General features: G+C 70.1%; 11 protein-coding genes. 8 read left to right on the forward strand and 3 right to left on the reverse strand.

The window, feature by feature from the left end; genetic code table 11:
- Nucleotides 1-304: 304 nt before the first annotated feature.
- Complete coding sequence (locus tag KBX08_RS21965; RefSeq protein ID WP_210785302.1) at nt 305-2365, reverse strand: cellulose binding domain-containing protein; 2061 nt, start codon at nt 2363-2365, stop codon at nt 305-307.
- Between the two features lie 270 nt (nt 2366-2635).
- On the opposite strand from KBX08_RS21965, the gene KBX08_RS21970 reads away from it, so the two are divergent.
- A complete protein-coding gene (locus tag KBX08_RS21970; RefSeq protein ID WP_372494813.1) occupies nt 2636-3955 on the forward strand; it encodes a PHB depolymerase family esterase in 1320 nt (439 codons plus the stop codon).
- A gap of 528 nt (nt 3956-4483) precedes the next feature.
- On the forward strand, nt 4484-5191 hold the full coding sequence (locus KBX08_RS21975) for a vancomycin high temperature exclusion protein (RefSeq protein WP_210785303.1): 708 nt from the start codon (nt 4484-4486) through the stop codon (nt 5189-5191).
- A gap of 6 nt (nt 5192-5197) precedes the next feature.
- On the opposite strand, the gene KBX08_RS21980 is transcribed toward KBX08_RS21975, so the two are convergent.
- Nucleotides 5198-6181: a LacI family DNA-binding transcriptional regulator gene (locus KBX08_RS21980; RefSeq protein ID WP_247669833.1), complete on the reverse strand. Its 984-nt coding sequence runs from the start codon at nt 6179-6181 to the stop codon at nt 5198-5200.
- Nucleotides 6182-6423: 242 nt separating this feature from the next.
- Between KBX08_RS21980 and KBX08_RS21985 the strand changes: the two genes are divergently transcribed.
- Nucleotides 6424-8049 carry a glycoside hydrolase family 43 protein gene (locus KBX08_RS21985; RefSeq protein ID WP_210785305.1) on the forward strand — a complete coding sequence of 542 codons (1626 nt, stop codon included), beginning with the start codon at nt 6424-6426 and terminating at the stop codon, nt 8047-8049.
- A 46-nt stretch (nt 8050-8095) separates the two neighbouring features.
- Here KBX08_RS21985 and KBX08_RS21990 read toward each other — a convergent pair whose 3' ends face one another.
- The gene (locus tag KBX08_RS21990) at nt 8096-8347 is read right to left on the reverse strand and encodes a hypothetical protein (protein WP_210785306.1); all 252 of its coding nucleotides are present in this window, start codon (nt 8345-8347) and stop codon (nt 8096-8098) included.
- Between the two features lie 227 nt (nt 8348-8574).
- On the opposite strand from KBX08_RS21990, the gene KBX08_RS34470 reads away from it, so the two are divergent.
- From KBX08_RS34470 to KBX08_RS22015, 5 genes are all read left to right on the forward strand, one after another.
- A complete protein-coding gene (locus KBX08_RS34470; RefSeq protein ID WP_210785307.1) occupies nt 8575-9780 on the forward strand; it encodes a chitosanase in 1206 nt (401 codons plus the stop codon).
- Nucleotides 9781-9910: 130 nt separating this feature from the next.
- Nucleotides 9911-10303 carry a MerR family transcriptional regulator gene (locus tag KBX08_RS22000; RefSeq protein ID WP_210785308.1) on the forward strand — a complete coding sequence of 131 codons (393 nt, stop codon included), beginning with the start codon at nt 9911-9913 and terminating at the stop codon, nt 10301-10303.
- Nucleotides 10273-10620, forward strand: a complete 348-nt coding sequence (trxA, locus tag KBX08_RS22005; RefSeq protein WP_282102856.1) for a thioredoxin — start codon at nt 10273-10275, stop codon at nt 10618-10620. The genes KBX08_RS22000 and trxA overlap by 31 nt, the downstream gene beginning before the upstream one ends.
- 295 nt (nt 10621-10915) lie before the next feature.
- Complete coding sequence (locus KBX08_RS22010) at nt 10916-12115, forward strand: HNH endonuclease signature motif containing protein (protein WP_210785309.1); 1200 nt, start codon at nt 10916-10918, stop codon at nt 12113-12115.
- Nucleotides 12116-12753: 638 nt separating this feature from the next.
- Entirely contained in the window at nt 12754-14646 is a 1893-nt protein-coding gene (locus KBX08_RS22015; protein ID WP_210785310.1) for an ABC transporter ATP-binding protein, read from the forward strand.
- Nucleotides 14647-14785: the final 139 nt, after the last annotated feature.

Genomic DNA, 14785 nt, shown 5'->3' on the forward strand with positions numbered 1-14785 from the left:
GGCCCGGCCGGCGACACGGTGGAAGTGGCTGCGTCATCGGCGGCACGGGGCGGTTCGAGTCGGGCCCGCTGCCGAAGGGCGGCACGTACACCCTCGTGCTGGACCCGTGGGCGGACGACACCGGCTCAGGCACGGTCATCATGCGTCAGGGTCGCTGACTGCGGCGGCTGTTGTGGGGCCGGCCTTTCCCGGACGAGCGCGATGCCTGTGAGTCATCTTGATGACTCACAGGCATCACACACTTCGGGGAGTGCGTCAGGGGCCAACCCGAGCCGCCGTGACCATCGACGCCCTGGCCGATCGGTCAGCCGGTGGCGCAGATGGTGCCGTTGAGGCTGAACGCCGTGGGCAGCACGTTCGGCCCTCCGTACGCGCCGACGAAGCCGGCGCTCACGGTGCCGCCGGCGGCGATCTGCCGGTTGTCGGCGGTGGGCGTGACCCGCACCGTGGTGCCGACCTGCTCCCAGGTGGCGCTCCACCCGCTGCTCACCTGCTGCCAGCCGGTGGGCCACGCCCAGGTGAGCGTCCAGCCGTCGATCGGGCTGGACCCGTTGTTGGTGATGTCGACGCCGCCGATGTAACCGTTGCCCCAGTCGTTGTTGGCGGTGAAGCGGACTGTGCACGTACTGGCGGCGGGGCTGCCGGTGGCGAAGGTGAGCGGCGGTGAGGCCCAGGAGACCCGCCCGGCGGTGTCGCGGGCCAGCACGTTGACTGTGTACCGGCTGCCCGGCACGAGGTTGTCGACAGTGAACGAGGTGGTAGCCGTCTCACCGAGTTGCTCGCTGACCGCGCCGTGCTGCCGGTGCACCTCGTACTTGGCGATCGGGCTGGCGCCCGGGGTGGCCGTCGGCCAGGTGATCGTCGCGGCGCGGTCGGTGACACCGCTCGCGGTCGGCTGGCCGGGTGCGGCCGGCCGACCGGCGGACGCGTCAGCCGCGCGCAGCACCAGCGTGGTCAACGAGTACGCCGGCAGCGTCCGGCTGGTCGCCGAGCCGGACTGGCTGGTGGCGATGCCGGTGGCGCCGTTGGTGAGGGTGGACACCGTCGGCGCGACGGCCGACGGGGTGAACCCGGCGTAGTCGATGGTGACCGGGTGGTCGTTGTCCGGGTCCTTGTTCACCAGCAGCACGGCAAGGTCACCGTTGCTCCGGCGAACGGCGTGGGCGGTGACCAGGGGCTCGTCGGTGCCGGCGCGAACGAACTGGTCGCCGGTCTTCGCGAAGAGCTTCATCATGCTCAGCCCGTGGTACGGCGCGAACGGTGTGTTCAGCGGTGGTTGGCAGACCGAGCCGTCCTCGGCGCAGGCCCCGCTGGAGAGCATCCCGAAGTCGCCGTAGTCGGTCTGGCCGGCCACCTGCGTCACGGTGCCCATGCCGTTGTGCACGTTCCACCAGTGGGCGGTGAAGACGCCGTTCTCCAGCAGAGCGCTGTAGACGTCGGCCAGGAACAGCGCGCCCGGTTGGGTGTTCCGGCCGGCGTCGACGTTCAGCTCGGTGAAGCTGATGCCGATCCGGTCGGCGTTCGGGCCGGCGTACCGGGCGAGCTGCCGCCGCAGCAGGTAGATGGCGTCGGGGAGGTGGTTGACGCGGGTCAGCGACTCGGCGGCGGTGCCGCCCGGGTACCAGTGCACGTCCACGAAGTCGATCTTCGGGCCGGCGATGGAGAGCACTGTCTGGTTCCACGGGCCCAGATCGCTGCCGGCGGTGATCCCGTCCGGCCAGTTGCCCGGCATGGTCAGCACCGCTCCGACCTTGATGCTCGGGTCGACCGCCTTCATCGCGTCGGCGTACTCGACGACCAGCCTCGCGTACTGTGTCGCGCTCTTGTCGGGGTGGTCGTCGGCCTCCCACGCGGACCCGTAGTGGCCGTTGCCGTAGTTCTCGTTGCCGACGGTCCAGTACCGCGCGTCGTAGCCCTTCGTCACGTTGGCGTACCGCACCCAGTCGGCGGCCTCGGCGGGCGTGCCGGTGCCGTAGTTCGCGATGATCATCGGCTGCGCGCCGACGCGCCGGACCGCCGCCATGAAGGTGTCGAAGTCGGTCCCCGGCGCGACGTAACCGCCGGGCGCGGTGTGGTCCTTCCAGTGGTAGATGTCGGCGTACGAGCCGCCGGGGTAGCGCATCATCTGCACGCCGGCATCTCTGAGCAGGTCCGATGTCTCGGCGGTGCCGAGGTTCGAGTCCCAGATGGCGTGGTTGACGCCGAGAGCGGTGTCCGGCACGGTCGCCAGTCCCGCGCGGGTGTTGACGGTCACGGTGACCGGGTCGACAGCCGCGCTGGCGGTTGGTGGGTTGACGCCCGCGAGCGCGCTCGCGGCGAGCAGCAGGCCCGTCAGGAGTGCTGTTCGGGTCTTCGGTTTAGGCATGGGCGGGGTTCCTTCGCGCAGATGAGCCGCCCGACCGGTCAGGGTGCGACGCGGGGACGGGCGATCTCGTGGACGGCGGACTCTGGTTGGTCCATCGCTCGTGTCACCGTCCCCCGGAGATCACATCTGGATCCCGGTTGCCCAGTGGACGGTGGTCGGCCCCGCGCGCGGCTGTTCATCGACGTATCACAATGGCACTGCCGGCTCGACAATCTCAAGTCGCGTCAGCGGACGCTCGACAAGAGATCGACAGACGTCATACGTTACAGCTTGCCGAACGTCGACCGCCTGCGCCGGACCGCCGCGCTGCCGCCGGCCGTGGTCACGGTCGCCACCCCGGCGTCGGCCGCGGCGCTCACCCAGGTGACCAGCTTCGGCACCAACCCGACGAACCTCCAGATGCACCTGTACGTGCCGGATCGGGTCGCGGCCCAGCCGGCCCTGCTCCTCGCCCTGCACTACTGCACCGGCAGCGGTCCGGCGGTGCACAGCGGCTTCGGGCTGAGTACCCTCGCCGACCACTACGGCTTCATCGTGATCTACCCGTCGGTGACCCGGAGCAGCAAGTGTTGGGACGTCTCGTCACCGCAGGCCCTGCGGCGCGACGGCGGCAGCGACCCGGTCGGCCTCAAGTCCATGGTCGACCACGTTCGGAGCCGCTACCCGGTCGACGCCAACCGGATCGGTGTGGGTGGGTTCTCCTCCGGCGCCATGATGGCCAACGTCATGGTCGGCCTCTACCCGGACCTGTTCCACGCCGGGTTCAGCTCCTCCGGGGCCCCGTTCGGGTGCTTCGCCACCACCAACGGCGCGGAGTGGAACAGCGAGTGCTCCGGCGGACGCATCGTCAGGACCGGGCAGCAGTGGGGTGACCTGGTCCGCAACGCCTACCCCGGTTACTCCGGCAAGCGTCCCCGGTTCCAGATCTGGCACGGCACCACGGACACCACGCTGAGCTACGTCAACTTCGGCGAGCAGATCAAGCAGTGGACCAACGTGCAGGGCGTGTCGCAGACCCCCAGCTTCACCGACTCCCCGCAGGCCAGCGCCACCCGTACCCGGTACGGGGGCACCGGCGGCACGGCGCCCGTCGAAGCGATCAGCTTCCAGGGGTACGGCCACTCGATCCCGTTCGACGCCGCGCAGGCCATCCGGTTCCTCGGCTTCGACGCCACGAGCCCCACCACCCCACCACCCGGCGGCACGTCGGCACCGCTGCGCAACACCGGCGCCAACCGCTGCCTCGACGTCCCGTCGCGGTCGCAGACCAACGGCACGCAGCTGACGTTGTGGGACTGCAACGGCGGCGCCAACCAGCAGTGGACGTCGACCGCCGCGAAACAACTCCAGGTGTACGGCACGAAGTGCCTGGACGCCGAGGGCGCCGGAACCTCGCCGGGCACCCGGGTGATCATCTGGGACTGCAATGGCGGCACCAACCAGCAGTGGAACGTCAACACCGACGGCACGGTGGCCGGTGTGCAGTCCGGCCTGTGCCTGACGCCCAACGCCGCCGGAACCGCCAACGGCACCCCTGTGGTCCTGTCGAGCTGCAACGGCTCGAACAGCCAGCGGTGGACCCGAAGCTGACGCGGTGATCGACGGCGGCGTACCCCGTCGGTTGCTCGGGCGGGTGTGCGTCCCGCTGCTCGGGCCCGGACTCCGAGCAGCGGGACGCGACCCGGCGGCCAGGGCTGGGGCCGACGGTCGCCATCAGGGCGGCCCAGGCGCGGGCTCCTGCCCAGCGGCGTCCGCTGGGCAGGGTGAGCGGACCGGGTTGTCGTCGCACGACTGTTCCGGCTGCTGCGGTGCCCTGGAATCGCGGTGGCCGTTCATGCCTCGGCCGCGTGGCGCGCGGGTCGCCCAGTGGTGGTCTCGGGCCGTCTCGCGCCGGCCACGTGCCACCCGCCCCACGCCACGATCGTCGTCCGTCACGCATCGGGCCGATGGCGACAGCCCCGTCGCAGCGGCCCGAAGTCGGTCGAGGATCGACGACTGTCCGTCACGTTAGCGCTAACAGTGAGCGATTGTCCATAGACAACGTTCTTTGTCCGCTGGTCGGGACGGTCGCGGCTACGCCGACGACAGTCGTGTGCACTGGCGGAATAGCCTTGCGGCATGCGGGGGCGATTCAGCGGGGCCAGACGGTGGTACGGGGAGCACCGGGGGTTGGTCCGCCGTACGGTCCTCGCACTCACGGTGGGGGTCGTGGTGCTGACCGGCGGCACGGTGGCCAGCGTGACGTGGATCCGCGACACCGCGGAGGGCCACCTCTACGGCGAGGCCGAGGTGCCGGACGCCCCGGTCGCCCTGGTCCTGGGCACCAAGGTGGACGCCGACGGCACGCCCTCACCCGTCCTCACCGCCCGGCTGGAGATCGCGCGGCGGCTGTTCGACGCCGGCAAGGTGCGGGCGATCCTCGTGTCGGGCGACAACATGAACGCCGACTACAACGAGCCCGCCGCGATGCGGAACTGGCTGGTGCAGCGGGGTGTGCCAGCGCACAAGGTGGTGCCGGACTACGCCGGCTTCGACACGTACGACTCGTGTGCGCGCGCTGAGCGGATCTTCGGGGTGCGGCGAGCCACTGTGGTGACCCAGTCCTTCCACCTGCCGCGCGCCGTGGCGCTGTGCCGGCGCCTCGGCATCGACGCCAACGGTGTGGGCGACGACAGCGCGAAGCGGTACGCCCAGACGTGGTGGTTCAGTTCGTCCCGGGAGAACGGCGCGTGCCTGAAGGCCGCGCTGGAGCTGCTCTCCGGTCGGGACCCGGCGCACCTCGGCCGCCGGGAGACGGGCGTCGACGACGCGTTGCGCGTCGACTGAGGGAGGTCACGAGCGTGGTGGTGCGGCGCTGTCGCGGACGATGAGTTCCGTGGCGAGTTCGACCCGAGGGCTCTCGGTCCTCTCGCCGCCGGCGAGGCGTAGCACGGTCCGCGCGGCCAGCATGCCCATCTCGGCCAGGGGTTGCCGGACGGTGGTCAGCGGTGGCGAGCACCAGCGCACCTCCGGCAGGTCGTCGAAGCCGACCACGCTGACGTCGTCGGGCACCCGCAGACCCCGTTTGCGGACCGCCTCGTAGACGCCGAGCGCCATCTGATCGCTGGAGGCGCAGATGGCGGTGGGAGGGTCGGGCAGGGTCAGCAGTTGCGTACCCGCGGTGAAGCCGGCCTCGTGGTAGAAGTTGCCGGGGCGGATCAGGGCGTCGTCGATGGGGATCCCGGCGGCGCCGAGGGCGGCCCGATAGCCGTCCATCCGGGCCCGGCTGCACATCAGGTGCGGTGGGCCGGCGATGAAGCCGATGCGGCGGTGGCCGAGGCTGATCAGGTACTGGTTGGCGCTGAGACTGCCCGCCCAGTTGGTGGCGCCGATGGTGGGTGACTCCTGCGGGTCGACCCCGGCCGGGTCGATGATGACGACCGGCAGGTGGAGCCGGCGCAGCTCGGCCTGCAACGGTGGGTTCACCATCGAGGTCACGAAGATGATTCCCTCGGTGGAGCGCGTACGCATGTTGTCGAGCCACTGCTTGGCCGAGGAGATGCGCCAGTGGATGGCCGACACGACGGTGCCGACGCCGCTGGTCTGGCCGACGTCCTCCACCCCACGGATGATCTCCACGGCCCACGGGCTGTCCAGGTCGTTGAAGACCAGGTCGATGAGGGCGGCGTCGGTACGCCGTGACGGTGAGCGGCGGCGGTAGCCGTGTCGGTTCAGTAGCGCCTCGACGCGTTCCCGGGTGTCGGGGGCGACGTCGGAGCGGCCGTTGATGACCCGGGAGACGGTGGGCACGGAGACTCCGGCCAACCGCGCGATCATGGCGATGGTGACGTTTCGGCCGTTCTCCGTGCCCACGGTCCCCCCTGCGGAGCTATGGATCTCCGAAACTTTCAATGCTTCGCCGGTAATGTCGATCGATGGCCGGCACGCTACGAGCTGTTGTCCCAGCGGTCAAGACCTCTGTCCTATTGCGAAGAGACCAGCTAGCGTAAGCAGGGCTTCCAGTGATCCGGGACCACGATTTTCCGGAAGTTCCAGACAGTCCGTCCAGAGGAGTGCTCGTGTCGACCGACATCGCTAACGTGGCGACCGCTACCCGGTCGATCCGCAATCCCGTCCTCGCCGGGTTCCACCCGGACCCGTCGATCCTGCGCGTCGGCGACGACTACTACCTGGCCACCTCGACCTTCGAGTGGTATCCGGGAGTGCTGGTGCACCACTCGCGTGACCTGGTGAACTGGCGCAGCCTGGGTGGGATCATCACCGACCGGCGCCTGCTCGATCTGCGCGGCTGCGGTGACTCCAACGGGGTGTGGGCGCCAGACCTGACGTACCACGACGGTCAGTTCCACCTCGTCTACAGCGACGTGGCCAGCTTCGCCAGCGGCTACTGGGATCCGCAGAACTTCCTGGTCACCGCCGAGGACATCACCGGCCCCTGGTCCGATCCGGTGAAGCTGCACGGGCGCGGGTTCGACGCGTCGCTGTTCCACGACGACGACGGCACGACCTGGCTGCTGGGCATGAGCGCGGACTGGCGGCCCGGCCGCGACCGCTTCGGTGGCATCGAGATCCAGCAGTACGACCGGGCCGCACGCCGTCTGGTCGGCAGCCCCCGCATCCTGTTCACCGGCTCCCCGGTCGGGGTCACCGAGGGCCCGCACCTGTACCGCCACGACGGCTGGTACTGGCTGATCACCGCCGAGGGCGGCACCAGCTGGGAGCACCAGGTCACAGTGGCGCGGTCCCGGGAGCTGTTCGGACCGTACGAGGTGGACCCGGACGGACCACTGCTCACCTCCTTCGGGCGGCCCGACCTGCGGTTGCAGAAGGCGGGTCACGGCAGCCTGGTCCACACGCAGAGCGGCGAGTGGTACCTGGCCCATCTGGTCGGCCGCCCGTACTCCCCGCTGGGCAACTGCGTGCTGGGTCGGGAGACAGCGATCCAGCGGGTCGAGTGGCCGTCGGGCGGCTGGCCGCGAATCGCCGGAGGGGTGCCCGCGGACGACGTCGTCGCACCCGACCTGCCCGCGCACCCCTGGCCGGCGGAGCCCGAGACGGACCACTTCGACGCCCCCGAGCTGGGCCGGTGCTGGTCGACGCTGCGTCGGCCGGCAGCCCCGGACTGGGTCGACCTGCACACCCGCCCGTCGTACCTGCGGGTCCACGGCGGGCAGTCGCCGGTCGGTCGACGGGCACCCAGCCTGGTCGGGCGACGCGTCGGCGCACGGGAGTGCTCGCTGGAGACCGTTGTGGAGTTCGAACCGGCCGACCACCGTCAGCTCGCCGGGATCACCGCCTACTACAACACGCTCAACTGGCACCACCTCTACCTGACCCGGGCAGACGACGGCCGGACGGTGCTGGAGCTGCTCAGCTCCGACAACGGGCGGCGCACCGCGTACCCGGAGCTGACAGTCGATGTCGACGGCGTCACCCGAGTCGGCCTGCGGGCCGTCTTCGACGGGCCGGCGGTGCGCTTCGACTACGACCTCGGCGCCGGTTGGCAGCGACTACCGGCCGAGCTGGACGCGACCATCCTGTCCGACGAGCACGCCGCGCTGATCATCGACGGTGAGCCGGCGGCGTGGGGCTTCACCGGTGCGTTTCTCGGCCTGTGGGTGCAGGACCTGGGCGGCGACGGCGTGCACGCCGACTTCGACCTGGCCACCTACCGGGAACAGTGACCACGCGGACGGCACTCGGCGGGTGCCGTCCGCGTGCCCACTCGTCCTACCTGGCCGGGGCGGCGACCGCCCGCAGCCGGCCGAGAGTGGTGCGGAAACCGTGGCCGGACGCGGCCGGGTCCTCGGCGTTCAGGCCGTTGACGGCAATGGTCTGCGAGCGGGTCGTGGCGACGGCCTCCGCGTCGGACCCGTTCAGGTCGAACACGCCGAAGTCGCCGCTGAGCGTCCGGAACGTCGGGGCAGCCGGGTCCCGGGCGAGGTAGAGCACCACGACCTGGCCGGCCTCGAGCTTCGACATGTGCGCCATGCATGGTGGCGTACCCGCGCAGCTTGCCCTTGATCGGCGAGGGCGCGACGTCGGTCGCCGTCCCGTCACGCCTTGCGGTCGTCGATTGACGAGGAATCGACGTACTGGTATCTGTTAATACAGTTTCCAGATGCTCGCGGGTGCCCGCCGAGGCCGAACCGTCGCGCCGGGCCACCGACCGGCTGGCGGCACGCCGCCCCTTCCCCGAGGAACACCCCATGGTTCACAAGAGAACAGCCGCCTACGTCGTGGGCACCCTGCTGATCGGCGTCGCCGCCGTCGGCTACGGCCTGCCGGCGGCGAGCGCCGCGACCGCCGGGCCGATCACCGGCCTCGGCGGTAAGTGCATCGACGTGGCCGGCGCCAGCTCGGCCAACGGCACGCCCGTCCAGCTCTACGACTGCAACGGCAGCGCGGCCCAGACGTGGACCGTCGGCAACACCGACACCTCGATCCGGGCACTCGGCAAGTGCCTCGACGTCACCGCCGCGTCGACCGCCAACGGCGCCAAGGTGCAGCTGTACGACTGCAACAACACCGGCGCGCAGAAGTGGACCGCCAGCAACGGCACGCTCGTCAACTCCGGCTCCGGCAAGTGCCTCGACGTCACCGACCGCAGCACCGCGAACGGCGCCCGGTTGCAGATCTGGACCTGCGGCGGCACCACGAACCAGCGGTGGACCCTGCCGGGCGGCGGCAGCACCCCGACGCCCACCACCCCGAGCGGGACCAACCTCGACGACCCGGCGAAGAAGAACGTCGCCATGCAACTCGTCTCGGCAGCGGAGAACTCCTCGCTCGACTGGCGCGCACAGTTCTCCTACATCGAGGACATCGGCGACGGACGCGGCTACACCGCCGGCATCATCGGCTTCTGCTCCGGCACCGGCGACATGCTCGAACTGGTCGAGGCGTACACCCGCACCAAGCCGGGCAACGTGCTCGCCGGCTACCTGCCGGCGCTGCGCAACGTCAACGGCACCCCGTCACACGCCGGTCTCGACCCCAACTTCCCCCGCGACTGGCGGACCGCGGCCACCGACTCGGTGTTCCAGGCCGCCCAGGAGGCCGAACGCGACCGGGTCTACTTCAACCCATCGGTACGCGACGGCAAGAACGACCAGGTCCGGGCACTCGGCCAGTTCGCCTACTACGACGCGGCGGTCATGCACGGGTACGAGGGCATGCGCCAGATCCGCAACCGCGCCCTGAACCGGGCCAAGCCGCCAGCCCAGGGCGGCGACGAGCGGACCTGGCTCGACGCGTTCCTCGACGAGCGGGTCGTCGAGATGAAGAAGGAGGTGGCCCACTCGGACACCTCCCGCGTCGACACCGCCCAGCGGGTGTTCCTCAACAACGGCAACTTCAACCTGAACACGCCACTGGTGTTCGCCGTCTACGGCGACCAGTTCCGCATCGGCTAGTTCGGAGCCCGCAGACGCTCAGGGCGCCGCGAGGCGGCGCCCTGAGCGGTTCTCGGGACCGGGAGCAGCCTTGCCTTGACGCTGACGACAAGGTTTAGCCTGGTTGCGACAGGCTGGTCGAGGAGGTCTGATGCTGATCGGCGAGCTGGCGGAACGAGCAGGCACGAGCACTCGAACGCTGCGCTACTACGAGGCCCACGGGTTGGTACACCCGCAGCGTTCGGCGAACGGCTACCGCGTCTACGACGAGGCGGAGCTGCGGGTCGTCCGGGAGATCCGGGCGCTGCTCGACGTCGGCTTCGGCCTCGACGACGTCCGTCCGTTCGTCGCTTGTTTGCGAGCGGGCAACACGTCCGGCGACGTCTGTCCGGATTCCGTGCTGGTGCTGCGACGCAAGCTCGCCGAGGTCGACGACTACCTCGATCGGCTCGGAGCGGTCCGTCAGCAGTTGCACAGCCAGCTCACCCACGCAATTGCGCACCGGGAGGAACCATGTCCCAGGAGACGAGCGTCAGCTCCCTGATCACCGTCACCGACGACACGTTCGCCGAGCTGGTGCTAGCCAGCAACCGGCCCGTGGTCGTCGACTTCTGGGCGGAGTGGTGCCCGCCGTGCAAGATGATCGAGAAGAGCCTCGTCGAGCTGGCAGGGGAGTTCGGCGACCGGATGGCCATCGCCAAACTCAACTCCGACGACAACCCGCAGGCCACGCGGCGCTACGCGGTCATGTCCCTTCCGACGCTACTGGTGTTCCGTGGGGGCGAGGTCGTCGGCTCGGTCGTCGGGTCCAGGCCGAAACTCCATCTGCGGCAGAGCCTGACCATGCACGCCGGCCTGTGACCTGCCACCGCCGGTCGAGTGCCGCCTCCTGCTGTTGAGCGTGGCGACGGTGGTCCTCACGGTGGCGGCACGGGTCCCCGCCGGGCGGGTGGTGGAGACGATTGTCGATGGCGCCGACATCGGCGTCGTGATCTGCGGGTGAGCTGACCCCTGCTGCTGCGACGGTGTCCTCGACCCGTACCACAGTCCCCAACCGCCGCCTGGGAGGAGTCCGGCACCGACGAGTCCCTGATGACCAGCCGGCACATCGATCTTGGTGACTGAAAATGTCGTACACCTGTTCTAGTGTCGGGCCATGGTCGAGGAGTTGGCGCAGGCAGACGATGCGATCGCTGCCTGCGCCGATGCCGCCGCCTGGGCCCTGCCGGAGCACGACCTGATCGCCGCGCTCGACGCCGCGCACCGCCTCCAGCAACGCCTCGCCGCCGTCACCCTCACCCTGATCCGTGAGGTCGACGGCCGCGGCACCGCCCGCATCCACGGCGCCTCCACCACCGCCGTGTGGCTGCGCGAACGCTTGCGACTCACCATCCCCGCCGCCCGCCGCCTCGTCGACCTCGCCACCGCCCTCGACACCGGCAACCCCGGCATCCGGCAAGCCCTAGCCGACGGGCACCTCAGCCTCGACCAGGCCCGGGTCATCACCGACACCGCCACCACCGTCCAGGCCACCGCCGGCACGCAGGCCGCCGACAAGGCCGTCAGCCTGCTCACCGACTGGGCCAGCCAGTTCGACCCCACCCACCTGCGCAAACTCGGCACCCGCATCCTCGACCACGTCGCCCCCGACATCGCCGACGCCGCCGCCCAAGCCGCCTTGGACGCCGAAGCCCGCCGCGCCGCCCGCGACCGGCACCTCACGTTGTCCGAACAGACCGACGGTCGACTGCGACTCACCGGCACCCTCGACGCCGAAACCGCCACCCTGTTCCGCGCCGCCATCGACCCACTGACCGCCCCGTCGGGACCAGACGACACCCGCCCCCCTGGGCAACGCCGCCACGACGCCCTCGCCGACATCTGCCGACTCGCCCTGCGCACCACCGAACTGCCCGAACACGGCGGCGACCCCGCCCAGATCGTCGTCACCACCAGCTACGACGCGCTGACCCGGCAGCTGAGCAGTGGCACCCTCGACACCGGCCTCAGCCTCACACCCGAGGCCGCGCGCCGACTCGCCTGCGACGCCACCATCCTGCCCGCCGTCCTCGGCGGCGCCGGCCAGGTCCTCGACGTCGGCCGACAACGCCGTCTCATCACCGGGCCACTGCGCCGCGCCCTGGTGCTCCGCGACCGCGGCTGCGCGTTCCCCGGCTGCGACCGCCCACCCCGCTGGTGCGACGCCCACCACATCCACCACTGGGCCAACGGCGGCCCAACCAGCCTCGGCAATGCCGTCCTGCTCTGCGGCCACCACCATCGGCACGTCCACCAGGCCGACTGGGTCGTCCGGCTCGGCGACGACGGACATCCGGAGTTCATTCCACCCGCCTGACTCGACCCCGAACAACTCCCCCGCCGCAACCACTACCACCGACGAACGTAGGGGTAGGCAGCCGAGAACGATCGTCCATGTCGGGTCGACACCGTCGCCCACCGCACACCGCCTTAGGCATCCTAGGAGGCTGGTTGGCCAGGTACCCACTGTGCAGGCCGAAGCGTCGAGCGGCGCGTCTCGGGCGCATGCCGGCTGGGTCGAGAAGAGAGCTGCTCACAACGGCTCGCGCTGACCCGCAGCAGCTCACGACCACCTGCGACGGGCCGCAACGCCGCGTCGGCCTGCGGGCCAGGTGACGCCGTCGCAGGCCAGCAGGCGCCCGACGACCCGCAACAGCTCACGACCGCCCGCGACGGCCCACCACGACCCCGCAACGCATGCAACTGCCTACGCCGCCGGCGACGGCCCACGACGACCCGCACCGACCCGCAGCGACGGTTCGTGGGCCAACATCCACGCGCCAACGCTTCACGGACGCCAGCTCGTCGTCGTTGAGCGCGGTACCGCATGCCGTCGACGGCATCGACGCGGTCCTTGGCTACGAGCACCGTGAACAACCCGTAGCCACAAACTTGCGTGGCGACTTGACCTCAAGCTCGGGTGAGGTCCTAGCCTCCCGGTATCGGAGGTTACGCATGAGCATGGAATTCACGGCGTGGACGTCTTTGCACCACGCGATGAACGCGCAGGAAGAACGACCGCTGTCCCGCGCCACCTTGAAGCGGATCGCGCAGTTCGCGCGGCCGCACCGGGCCCTGATCGTCAGGTTCCTGCTGTTGAGTGTGGTGACGGCGGTCCTCACGGTGGCGGCACCCGTTCTCGCCGGTCGGGTGGTCGACGCGATCGTCGACGGCGCCGACAGCGGCGTGGTGATCCGGTTGGCCGTACTGATCGCCGTGATCGCCCTCGCCGAGGCCGGGCTGGGTCTGGTGACGCGATTTCTCTCCGCCAGCATCGGTGAGGGGCTGATCGTCCAACTGCGGACGGCTGTCTTCGATCACGTTCAGCGCATGCCGGTGGCGTTCTTCACGCGGACCCGCACGGGTGCGCTGGTCAGCCGCCTGAACAACGACGTGATCGGCGCGCAGCGGGCCTTCAGCGACACCCTGTCGAGTGTGGTCGGCAACGGGGTCACGCTGATGCTGACGTTGGCCGTGATGCTCACCTTCTCCTGGCAGATCACGCTGTTGGCGCTCGTCCTGCTGCCCATTTTCGTTCTCCCGGCCCGCCGAATGGGTTCGAGGCTCGCTCAGTTGCAGCGTGAAGCGGCCGAGCACAACGCGGCCATGAGCACCCGGATGACGGAACGCTTTTCCGCACCCGGTGCCACGCTGGTCAAGCTGTACGGGCGGCCGGCCGAGGAGTCCGCCGAGTTCGCGGCGCGGGCCCGTCGGGTCCGGGACATCGGCATCCGCGCCGCGATGCTCCAGTGGGTCTTCATCACCGCGCTCACCGTCGTCGGCTCGCTGGCACTGGCCCTGGTCTACGGGCTGGGTGGTCTCTACGCCCTACGGGGCAGCCTCGACGCCGGGACGGTGGTCGCCCTCGCGCTGCTCCTGTCGCGGCTCTACGCACCGTTGACCTCACTGGCCAGTGCCCGGGTCGAGGTGATGAGCGCGCTGGTGAGCTTCGAGCGGGTGTTCGAGGTCCTCGACCTCAAGCCGCTGATCCTCGACAGGTCCGACGCCCGGCCACTTCCGGAAGGCCCGGTCGCGGTCGAGTTCGACGGGGTCCGGTTCGGTTACCCCTCAGCGGACAAGGTGTCGCTCGCATCCCTTGAGGACGTGGCGAAGCTCGACACGCGTGGCGGTGAGGAAGTGCTGCACGGGGTGTCGTTCCGCGCCGAAGCGGGGCAGATGGTGGCGCTCGTCGGCTCCTCCGGGGCGGGCAAGTCGACTATCGCGCAGCTCGTGCCTCGCCTGTACGACGTCGAGGACGGCGCGGTGAAGCTGGCCGACGTCGACGTACGTGAACTGTCGGCCGAGTCGATCCGAACGGCGTTGGGCGTGGTGACCCAGGACGGGCACCTCTTCCACGAGAGCATCCGCGCCAACTTGGCGTTCGCCCAGCCGGACGCGACCGAGGACGAGATGTGGGAGGTGCTCAGTCGGGCCCGCCTCGACGACCTGATCCGCTCACTTCCCGATGGGCTCGACACCGTCGTGGGCGAGCGCGGATACCGCCTGTCCGGCGGTGAACGGCAACGGCTCACCATCGCGCGCCTGCTGCTGGCTCGTCCGCGCGTGGTCATTCTCGACGAAGCCACAGCGCATCTCGACTCCACCTCGGAGGCGGCGGTTCAGGACGCCCTCGCCGAGGCGCTGACCGGCCGGACGAGCGTGGTCATCGCGCACCGGCTCTCCACCATCCGGGCGGCCGACCAGATCCTCGTCGTGGAGGCAGGACGCATCGTCGAACGCGGGCGACACAGTGACCTGCTCGCGGCTGGTGGCCGCTATCACGAGTTGTACAGCACCCAGTTCGCCCAGGACCAGCCGACGGTCCAGGAGCAACGCGTCGCCATCTGACGCCCGCGGTGGTCGGTCCGCTCACGAGGGACAGCCCGACCACCGCGTCGCAGCGCGCCGCCGCTCACCCCAAGGGAAGCACCCGGGGTGAGCGGCGACCGCGGTCAGTCGTTGTCGTTGTCGTCGTCGTCCTTGTCGT

Origin of the sequence: Micromonospora sp. H61 (assembly GCF_018070325.1) — a bacterium.
Lineage (GTDB): Bacteria > Actinomycetota > Actinomycetes > Mycobacteriales > Micromonosporaceae > Micromonospora > Micromonospora salmantinae.

Excerpts from the sequence above, each read along its gene's own strand:
- KBX08_RS21965 (WP_210785302.1), bottom strand. The coding sequence starts at position 2,365 with ATGCCTAAACCGAAGACCCGAACAGCACTCCTGACGGGCCTGCTGCTC.
- KBX08_RS21975 (WP_210785303.1), top strand. The coding sequence starts at position 4,484 with ATGCGGGGGCGATTCAGCGGGGCCAGACGGTGGTACGGGGAGCACCGG.
- KBX08_RS21980 (WP_247669833.1), bottom strand. The coding sequence starts at position 6,181 with ATGATCGCGCGGTTGGCCGGAGTCTCCGTGCCCACCGTCTCCCGGGTC.
- KBX08_RS21990 (WP_210785306.1), bottom strand. The coding sequence starts at position 8,347 with ATGTCGAAGCTCGAGGCCGGCCAGGTCGTGGTGCTCTACCTCGCCCGG.
- KBX08_RS34470 (WP_210785307.1), top strand. The coding sequence starts at position 8,575 with ATGGTTCACAAGAGAACAGCCGCCTACGTCGTGGGCACCCTGCTGATC.
- KBX08_RS22000 (WP_210785308.1), top strand. The coding sequence starts at position 9,911 with ATGCTGATCGGCGAGCTGGCGGAACGAGCAGGCACGAGCACTCGAACG.
- trxA (WP_282102856.1), top strand. The coding sequence starts at position 10,273 with ATGTCCCAGGAGACGAGCGTCAGCTCCCTGATCACCGTCACCGACGAC.
- KBX08_RS22010 (WP_210785309.1), top strand. The coding sequence starts at position 10,916 with ATGGTCGAGGAGTTGGCGCAGGCAGACGATGCGATCGCTGCCTGCGCC.
- KBX08_RS22015 (WP_210785310.1), top strand. The coding sequence starts at position 12,754 with ATGAGCATGGAATTCACGGCGTGGACGTCTTTGCACCACGCGATGAAC.